This is a genomic window from Spongiactinospora gelatinilytica (genome assembly GCF_003236385.1).
GTDB classification, from domain to species: domain Bacteria; phylum Actinomycetota; class Actinomycetes; order Streptosporangiales; family Streptosporangiaceae; genus Spongiactinospora; species Spongiactinospora gelatinilytica.
In genome coordinates, this window is record NZ_POUA01000329.1 from 1 (window position 1) to 8,907 (window position 8,907).

The window sequence follows — 8,907 nt, forward strand, 5'->3', positions numbered from 1 at the left end:
GCGGGGAGGACGTAACGGTGGTCGAAGTCGAGGGCGGCGATGGGGCCTACCAGGAGGAACATGGACAGGGTCCAGGGGAGCAGGGCCGGGCGGCGGCGGCCGAGGGCGCCGATGAAGCCGGTCAGCAGGATGATGCCGAAGAGGGGGCCGTGCAGGAACCAGGGATAGGGGTAGGCCGCCAGGATCGTGCCGAAGGGCTCGACCGAGCGCAGGCCCCGGATGTCGGAGTCGTACTCGCGGCGAACCTTGCTGATGAGGAGGTGTTCCTCGGGCAGTGTCCAGGCCCCTTGAGGGAACGTGTTGGCCATGCTGACCCGTTTGGGGTGGTTCACCGGCTGCCAGGTGAAGGCCAGTGAGGCGTCCTTGACGATCTCGCGCAGGTAGTCCAGCGGTTGCGCGGCGATCGCCTTCAGGGCGAACGACCTGGCCAGTTCGTTGTGCGAGAACCGGTTGCCGGGCAGGCGGTTGAGCGCGGAGCCGGGCAGCCAGACGTACTCCGAGGCGGCGTCGGTGACCGAGCCGTTCGGGCACATGACGGCCTCGCGGGCGGGCGGGCGGATCACCGAGCAGTCGGCGAAGGTCATGGTGCGGGCCCACAGGGCGATGCCGTCCGAGCCGCTGAGCGCGAAGCGGCCGTGGTGCTGGGCGTACCAGCCCGCGTACCCGGCCAGCGGCAGCACCGCCGCGACCAGCAGGGCCGCCGTCCTGCGCCAGGGCACCCGGCGCAGTACCAGCCACAGCGCGGCCAGGCCGATCAGCGGCACCGCCGCGGTGCGGGTCAGCCCGGCCAGCGCGAACAGCAGCCCCGCCAGGGCGGCGGTCCGGGTGGAGACCTCGCGCCGCCACATCAGCGCCGCCAGGCCCGCCACGACCAGGAAGATCACTTGCAGGTCGGACAGCACGGCGTGTTCCAGCCGCAGGAACGACGGGTCGAACAGCACCGGCACCGCGGCCAGCGACGCGCCCCAGCCCGGCAGTGACCAGCGGCGCAGCAGCAGGTAGGTCATCACCCCGATGCCCAGCCCCATCGCGTGCTGCACGCCCGCGATGACCTCCACGCTCTGGAAGGGCCGCAGCAGCCACAGGAACCATGAGTACCCCGCCGGGTGAAAGGCCCCCTGCGGGCGCATATGGACGGCGGTGTCCAGGTAGCTGAACGAGTCGTACCAGTAGAGCTGCGCCGTGTTGTACCCCAGCATCACCAGTACGCGTAGCGCGACGGCCGCCGCGAGCACGCAGATGAAGATCCGGTGCCTGGACAGCCCGGACAGTGCGGATCGCCAAGATCGTGCCCGAGAGGCCGTTTCGGTCGGTCGCGGCCGCGCCAGGACGGCTGCCATGTCACTCTCCCCCATTGTCCCGGCCGGGCCGATCCCGGGCCTTGGGGGCCGTAGTCCATCGTGCGCCGGATAACCTGAACGTCACTCAAATCGGTTATGCCCGCGTTATCCGAGCGGCGCGAAACTGGCGATATTTCAAAGCCTTCAGGGGGTGGCGGTGCGGGTTTTGGTCGCAGAGGACGAGCGGATGCTCGCCGATTCGATCGCCGAGGGCCTGCGCGGCGAGGCGCTGGCCGTGGACGTCGCCTACGACGGCGACGCGGCCCTGGAGCGCCTGGGTGTTCACGACTACGACGTCCTGATCCTGGACAGGGACCTGCCCGGCGTCCACGGCGACGACGTGTGCCGCGCGGTGGTCGAGCGGGGCTGGCTGGTCAGGGTGCTGATGCTGACCGCGGCGGGCGACGTGCGCTCGCGGGTGACCGGGCTGTCGCTGGGGGCCGACGACTACCTGCCCAAGCCGTTCGCGTTCGAGGAACTGCTGGCCCGGGTACACGCGCTGGGCCGCCGGGCCAGGCCCGCCGATCCGCCGATGCTGGAGCGCGCCGGCGTACGCCTGGACTGGGCGCATCGCCAGGTCTTCCGCGACGGGCGGTACGTGCCGCTGGCCCGCAAGGAGTTCGGGGTGCTGGCCGAACTGCTGCGCGCCCAGGGCGCGGTGGTCTCGGCGGAGCACCTGCTGGAGAAGGTCTGGGACGAGCACGTCGATCCGTTCACCAACACCGTGCGCACCACGATGATGAAGCTCCGCAAGAAGCTCGGCGGGCCCCAGATCATCGAGACCGTGCCGGGATCGGGGTACCGCATTCCATGAGCATGCGCATGCGCTTCTCACTGGCCTGCGCGGGGGTGTTCCTGCTGCTCTCCTCGCTGGTGCTGGTCGTGGCCTACTTCGTGGTGCGGACCGGCCTCGAGTACCGCGCCTCCGTCCTCACCCCCGACCGCATCGAGACCACCCGTACCGACGGGGCCGTCATGAACGCGGACCGGTTCTCCGACGAGTACGAGTTCGCCCGCGATTTCGGGATGAAGGTGCGCGCCACCTACCAGCGGAGCACCCTGGACGACGTACGGCTGGGCGGTGCGATCGCCGTGGTCGCCGGGACGGCCGCCGCCTTCGGGGTCGGCTGGCGTACGGCGGACATGGTGCTGCGCCCGCTCAGGAAGGTGACCGAGACCGCGCGCCGGGTGGCGCAGAGCCACGACCTGACCGAACGCATCGGGTACGACGGCCCGCGAGACGAGGTCAAGGAGCTGACCGGCATCTACGACACGATGCTGGACCGGCTGGCGCGCTCGTTCGACGGCCAGCGCAGGTTCGTCGCGAACGCCTCGCACGAACTACGCACGCCGCTCACCATCAACCGGACCCTCGTGGACGTGGCCGTCCGCCGGCCGGACGCGACCGAGGACGTCAAACGGCTCGGCGAATCCCTGCTGCTGGTCAACGCCAGGCACGAGCGGCTGATCGACGGGTTGCTGGCGCTGGCCGAGGGGGAGCAGGCGGTGCTGGACCGCCGGCCGTTCGACCTGGCCGACGTGGCCGAGCACGTGCTCGACCAGGCCGCCGAGGAGGCGGCGGAGCAGCAGGTGCGGCTGCACCGCTTGCTCGATCCGGCGCCGACCCTGGGGGAGGCGGTGCTGGTCGAACGGCTGGTGCAGAACCTCGTGGAGAACGCGATCAGGCACAACCACGCCGACGGCGAGGTGTGGGTGACGACGCGGCGGCGGGCCGAGCGGGTGGAACTGGTGGTCGCCAACTCGGGGCTCCAGGTGCCGCCGTACGAGATCGAGACGATCTTCCAGCCGTTCCGCCGGCTGCACGGCGACCGGCTGCGCTCGGAGCGGGGCAGCGGGCTGGGGCTGTCGATCGTGCGTGTGATCGCCGACGCGCACGGCGGGTGGGTGACGGCCAGTCCGAGGGAGGAGGGCGGCCTGACGATCAGCGTCGAACTCCCGGCCGACCAGGGCACCGCCTGATTCCGCGCGTTCCACGGCGAAGCCCCAGGTGGTGCTCAACGGGATTCGCTTGACGCAAGACCGATAGTGACTATTTACTATCGTTACGTGGAGGCGAAACGGCGCCCGCGGGTGGGGGCACAGCAGCGGCGCGAAGAGGTCATCGAGGCCGCTCTACAGGAGTTCGCCCACAAGGGCCTGCACGGCGGCTCGACGATCACCATCGCCCGCCAGGCCGATCTGTCGCATCCCAACCTCTTCCGGCTCTTCTCCACCAAGAAAGAGCTGTTCCTGACCGTGCTCGCGCGGGTGTTCGAGATCATCGACCGGGAGATGGTGCGGCGGGGCGAGGCCGCCGGGTCGGACCCACGACCGGCCATGTCGAACGCCTGGGGCGAGCTGATGGGGCGCCGCGAACTGATGCTCATGCTGTTGCAGGGGTACGCGGCGAGCGACGATCCCGAGATCCGCGACCTGATGCACCACTCGACTCAGGCGGTCTTCGAGCGGGTCGAGGCGATGCCGGAGATGAACGCTGACACCGCGCACTGGTTCATCGCGGAGGGCGCCCTCTACATGATGGCCTCGGCGATGGACCTCCCGGCACGCGCGGCCGAGGACCCCTGGGCGGACCGCTTCCTCGCCTCCGGCGGCCGGCCGGAAGTGACCGGTCACTAGCCTGCGCACGCTGACGCATGACCGTGCGCGTGGTCGCGGGATAGCATATAGTTACCTATCGTAACGTTCTGTGATCGATCAATCGGCAACGATCAGGACGGTCCTGTCCCCCTGTTCCCTGTGCGCAGTCCTGTCCCAGTCCGCTCTGACGACCCCTAGGAGAGGGATGTCGCAGACCATCACCACCACGTTCCCCCTTGCCGCCCTGGCCGACCCCTACCCCTTCTATCGCGAGCTGCGCCAGGCCGGCCGTCTGCACCACGTGGTCATCCCGTACGGCCGCGCCGCCCTGTTCGTCACCGGGCACGCCGACGCCTGCACCGTGCTCAACGATCCCGGCTTCAGCAAGGCCCACAAGCAGTCCGAGAAACGGGCAGGCGGCGGCGAGGGCGAGAGCGCCTTCGCCGACAACATGGTGGGCACCGACCCACCCGAGCACACCCGGCTGCGGCGGCTCGCGCAGGCCGCGTTCACCCGCCGCAAGATGGAAAACCTGCGCTCCCGCATCGCCTTCCACACCGGCAACCTGCTCGACGCCATGGAGCGCGCGGGCCGGGCCGACATCATGGCCGACCTCGCGCTCCCGCTGTCCACGCGGATGATCTCCGACCTGCTCGGGCTGTCCCCCGCCGACGACGGCATCCTGCACGACCACGCCGCGGCCCTGCGCCTCGACCACGCCGTCATGCTGGAAGAGCGGCCCGACCCGGCCGCGATGGTTTCCCGGTTCCGGCGCGAGCAGGCCGTCCTCGGCGACTACTCCCGCCGGGTCATCGCCGAGAAGCGGGAGACCTCGGGCGACGACCTCGTCCACGACCTGATCGCGGCCCGCGACGGCGACAACCGGCTGTCGGAGCGCGAGCTGGTGGCCACCGTGATGCTGCTCATCACGGCCGGCTACATCACCAGCGCCAACGTCATCGCCAACGGCGTGCACGCGCTGCTGGCCAACCCCGACCAGCTCGACCTGCTCAGGCGGCGGCCCGACCTGATCCAGTCGGCGGTGGAGGAGTTCCTGCGCTACGAGGGTTCGATCTCGGTCGTCGAAGGCCATGCGGCCACCGACATCGACCTGGGCGGCGAGGTCATCCCCACCGGATCGCTGATCTTCCTGCCGATCCACTCCGTCAACCGCGACCCAGCCGTCTTCCAAGATCCCGACCGGTTCGACATCACCCGCTTCCCCAACCCGCACCTGGCCTTCAGCAGAGGCGTCCACTACTGCCTGGGCGCGCATCTGGCCCGGATGGAGGCCGAGGTGTCGGTGCTCGCGCTGATCGAGCGCTTCCCCGGCCTCGCGCTCGACCACGACAGGCCCGGGGAGCTGTGGATGCACCACTTCTTCATCCGCACCCTCAAGACCCTGCCCGTACGGCTCGGCTAGCCCGTCCCCCCGTTCCGACAGGAGCCGGTACATTGCCGCAAAGCCCGCAAGCCCACAGGTTCCCCTTTCAGGTCGTTAACAAGTTCGAGCCGCCCGACGTGCTCGCCGGCCTGCGGGCCGCCGATCCGGTGGTGCGCATCGTCCTGCCGTTCGGGCTGGAGGCGTGGCTGGTGACCCGTCACGCCGACGTCCGCGCGGTGGCCGCCGACCCGAGGTTCAGCAAGCAGGCCGCCACCACGGGGGGCCGCAGCCCCATCCCGATGGTCAGCGGCTCCAAGGCGCTGTTCTGGATGGACCCTCCCGAGCACACCCGGGTACGCAAGATCGTGTCGGCCGCCTTCACCGCCCGTCGCATCCAGGCGCTGCGCCCCCGGGTCGAAAGGCTGGCCGCCGATCTCGTCGACCGGATGATCGCCAAGGGCCCGCCCGCCGACCTGATCACCGAGGTCGCGCTCCCCCTGCCGCTCGCGGTCATCTGCGAACTGCTCGGCGTGCCGGGCGACGAGCGGGAGCGGTTCCAGGAGTGGGCCGACCAGATGCTGTTCACCGGGGCCGCCGCGCCGGGGCAGGTCGAGCAGATCCGGGCCGCGCGCGAGGCGCTGGACGCCTACCTGAGCGACCTCATCGGCCGCAAGAAGGCCGCGCCGACGCCCGCCGACGACATGCTGACCATGCTGCTGCGGGCGCACGACGAAGACGCCCGCCTCACCGAGGAGGAGATGCGAGCCTTCAGCGTGGTCCTGCTCGTGGCCGGTTACCACACCACCACCGGGAGCCTCACGCACGCGATCTACCACCTGCTGCGCGACCCGGCCCGGTACCGGCTGCTGCACGACCAGCCCGAGCTGATCCCCGGCGCGGTGGAAGAGCTCCTCCGCTACAGCCAGATCGGCAGCGGCATCGTGACCATGCGGGTCGCCACCGAAGACGTCGAGATCGGCGGAGCCGAGATCAAGGCGGGGGAGGCGGTGCTGCTCTCGATCAGCTCGGCCAACCGCGACGGGTCGGTCTTCCCCGACGCCGACACGCTGGACCTCGCCCGCGCCGACAACCCGCATCTCACGTTCGGCCACGGCATCCACTTCTGCCTCGGCGCCCAGCTCGGCCGACTGGAGCTCGGCGCGGCCCTGTCCGCCCTGGTGACCCGCCTGCCCAAGGTACGCCTGGCGATCCCCGACACCGAGCTGAGCTGGCCCCCCGGCCAGATGATCGCCCGCCCGGTCACCTTCCCGCTCACCTGGTGACCTCCATGGGCAGGGTCGAGGTGAGCAGGTCGAGCGCGGCGGCGGTGGCGTCGTCGGCCGGGAGATAGACGAGGAGGTAACGCTCGTCCGGGCCGGGCAGCTCCAGGCTCTCGTACGCGAGCACCAGCTCACCGGCCTCCGGATGCGCCCAGCGCTCCACCCCGGTGCGGGCGGGCAGCGCGCCCGCCTGGAAACGGTCACTGAACCGGTTGCCCGCGGTGATGGCCAGCTCGTCGGCCAGCCGGGCCGCGTCGTGGTCGCCGAGCGCGGCGGCGACCCGGGTCGGCCGGGACGGCAGGCCGTCGGTCCGGCCGGTCGGTGTCATCTACGATCCGGAGGCCGAGGCCCTGGTGGTCGGTGGGGCGGCCGGCACGGGGATGGCGGGCAGCAAGAAGTTCCGGGACGTCGCGGAACGTCCCGATGTGTCGTTCGTGATCGACGACCTGGCCACCACCGACCCGTGGGCGCCGCGCGGCATCGAGGTCCGCGGGCACGCGGAGGCCCGCACCGAGGGCGGGGTGGAGCTGGGGCTGCGGCTCGGCGCGCCGTTCCCGTTCGAGCCCGTGTGGATACTGATCCGGCCGCGCCGGATTCTGGCCTGGGGCATCGACACCGGGTCCTTCCGGCTGACCGCGCGTGACATGGCGTGAGCGGGACGCGGTATCGGTTGCTCGGTCGTACCGGGCTGCGGGTGTCGGAGTTGTTCTTCGGCGCGATGACGTTCCATGAGGCCGGGGACATGGCCGAGTACCGGGCCATGCTCGACGTGTACTCCGGCGCCGGGGGCAACGTGATCGACACGGCCTCGGCGTACGGCGAGAGCGAGGCGATCCTCGGCGAACTGCTCGACGGCCGCCGGGACCGGTTCGTCCTCGCCACCAAGTACTCGATCTCCCGTGACCAGGACGATCCGAACGCCGGGGGCAACCACCGCAAGAACCTCGTCCTGACGCTGGAGCGCAGCCTGCGCCGGCTGCGGACCGACTACATCGACCTGTACTGGGTGCATCTGTGGGACCGGCGCACGCCGCTCGAAGAGACGATGCGTGCGCTCGATGACGTGGTACGCGCCGGAAGGTGCTGTACGTCGGCATCTCGGACGCTCCGGCGTGGGTGGTCAGCCGGGCCGACACGCTGGCCGAATGGCGCGGCTGGACACCGTTCGCCGGGCTCCAGGTGCCCTACAACCTTCTCAAACGGGACATCGAGCTGGAGTTGCTGCCGATGGCGGAGGCGCTGGGGCTGACCGTGGCGGCCTGGGCTCCGCCGGCCCGTGGGGTGCTGTCGGGCAAGTTCACCGCGCCGGGCGGGGGCGCGCGGGGGGGCACGCGGGTCGATCCGGGCTCACTGACCGCTCGGGACCACGCGGTCGCGCACGCCGTACGGCAGGCCGCGGCCGACCTGGGCACCACGCCCGCCAGGGTGGCACTGGCCTGGATCCGTGCCCGTTCCCCGGTGATCCACCCGATCATCGGCGTGCGCGACGTCGCCCAGCTCACCGACAACCTCGGGGCGACCGAGATCGAACTTCCTGGGAAAGTCGTGCAGCGCAGCGCACATCATCAGGAAGGAAGTCCCGCATGGCCTCCCCGCGCAAGACGTTGATCACCGGCCCGGCCATGATCGCCGTGGGAGCCGCGCTGTGGCGGTTCGGGCTCGGCTTCGAGATCGTCGTCTTCACACCGTCCAAGATCGGCATCGTGCTGATGGCGATCGGCGGGGTGGAGACCCTGTACGGGCTCTACAAGATGACGACCGCGGTTCGTCGTACCGAGTGACGGTCAAGGCCGGCAGGTGCGCCTGCGGCGAAATCCCCTGCTCGACAGCGCGGATCAGGGCTACAAATGAAACCATGGCTCAACCGCGCGGAGAGAGGGATCCGGCCGTGACTGTGCACTTCTTCCCACCTCACGACCCTCAGCCGAACCGGGCGGAGTCCCGCCATGACGCGGGGGAGGACTCACCGGCCGAAAGCGGTTCGCTCGCGGAGCTGGGCCTGGGCCGGCGCTGGCCGAAGGAGCCGCTCCGCTCCCTGCTCGGCAAGGCCCTGCGCCGCTTCCGCCTCGACCAGCGCCGCACCCTGGCCGACGTGGCCGTCGCCGCCAGCATCTCCGTGCCGTACCTCTCGGAGGTGGAGCGCGGCCGCAAGGAGGTCTCGTCCGAGATCCTGGCCGCCATCTGCGACGCCCTCGGCATCGAACTCGCCGACCTGCTCACGGCCGTCGTCACCGACCTCACCATCGGCCGCCGCGCCTGGCACATCAGCCCCCCGATGCCCGACCTCGGCCATCCGTCCTCCCCC

General features: G+C 70.5%; 10 protein-coding genes and 1 pseudogene. 9 read left to right on the plus strand and 2 right to left on the minus strand.

What is annotated here, in order from left to right; genetic code table 11:
- The coding region (locus tag C1I98_RS30285; RefSeq protein ID WP_199537320.1) for a hypothetical protein at positions 1 to 1,340 on the minus strand (1,340 nt) is incomplete at its 3' end.
- A gap of 157 nt (positions 1,341 to 1,497) precedes the next feature.
- On the opposite strand from C1I98_RS30285, the gene C1I98_RS30290 reads away from it, so the two are divergent.
- From C1I98_RS30290 to C1I98_RS30310, 5 genes are all read left to right on the plus strand, one after another.
- On the plus strand, positions 1,498 to 2,154 hold the full coding sequence (locus C1I98_RS30290; RefSeq protein WP_111170811.1) for a response regulator transcription factor: 657 nt from the start codon (positions 1,498 to 1,500) through the stop codon (positions 2,152 to 2,154).
- A gap of 8 nt (positions 2,155 to 2,162) precedes the next feature.
- On the plus strand, positions 2,163 to 3,320 hold the full coding sequence (locus C1I98_RS30295; protein ID WP_233508314.1) for a sensor histidine kinase: 1,158 nt from the start codon (positions 2,163 to 2,165) through the stop codon (positions 3,318 to 3,320).
- An 87-nt stretch (positions 3,321 to 3,407) separates the two neighbouring features.
- The gene (locus tag C1I98_RS30300; RefSeq protein WP_158558231.1) at positions 3,408 to 3,977 is read left to right on the plus strand and encodes a TetR/AcrR family transcriptional regulator; all 570 of its coding nucleotides are present in this window, start codon (positions 3,408 to 3,410) and stop codon (positions 3,975 to 3,977) included.
- Between the two features lie 166 nt (positions 3,978 to 4,143).
- A complete protein-coding gene (locus tag C1I98_RS30305) occupies positions 4,144 to 5,361 on the plus strand; it encodes a cytochrome P450 family protein (protein WP_111170805.1) in 1,218 nt (405 codons plus the stop codon).
- A 32-nt stretch (positions 5,362 to 5,393) separates the two neighbouring features.
- Positions 5,394 to 6,605 (plus strand): cytochrome P450, encoded by a 1,212-nt coding sequence (locus C1I98_RS30310; protein ID WP_111170806.1) that lies wholly within the window; start codon positions 5,394 to 5,396, stop codon positions 6,603 to 6,605.
- Here C1I98_RS30310 and C1I98_RS41865 read toward each other — a convergent pair.
- Entirely contained in the window at positions 6,595 to 6,930 is a 336-nt protein-coding gene (locus C1I98_RS41865) for an MmyB family transcriptional regulator (RefSeq protein ID WP_111170807.1), read from the minus strand. The two genes, C1I98_RS30310 and C1I98_RS41865, sit on opposite strands and share 11 nt — an antisense overlap.
- A 25-nt stretch (positions 6,931 to 6,955) precedes the next feature.
- On the opposite strand from C1I98_RS41865, the gene C1I98_RS30320 reads away from it, so the two are divergent.
- The 4 genes and pseudogenes from C1I98_RS30320 to C1I98_RS30335 form a co-directional block, all read left to right on the plus strand.
- Positions 6,956 to 7,255: a PNPOx family protein gene (locus C1I98_RS30320; protein ID WP_438672121.1), complete on the plus strand. Its 300-nt coding sequence runs from the start codon at positions 6,956 to 6,958 to the stop codon at positions 7,253 to 7,255.
- 107 nt (positions 7,256 to 7,362) lie between these two features.
- Positions 7,363 to 8,210: pseudogene (locus C1I98_RS30325) on the plus strand (aldo/keto reductase).
- Entirely contained in the window at positions 8,186 to 8,383 is a 198-nt protein-coding gene (locus C1I98_RS30330; RefSeq protein ID WP_111170809.1) for a DUF5708 family protein, read from the plus strand. Before C1I98_RS30325 ends, C1I98_RS30330 begins: the two are co-directional and overlap by 25 nt.
- 107 nt (positions 8,384 to 8,490) lie before the next feature.
- A partial coding sequence (locus C1I98_RS30335; RefSeq protein WP_438672122.1) for a helix-turn-helix domain-containing protein occupies positions 8,491 to 8,907 on the plus strand: 417 nt, incomplete at its 3' end.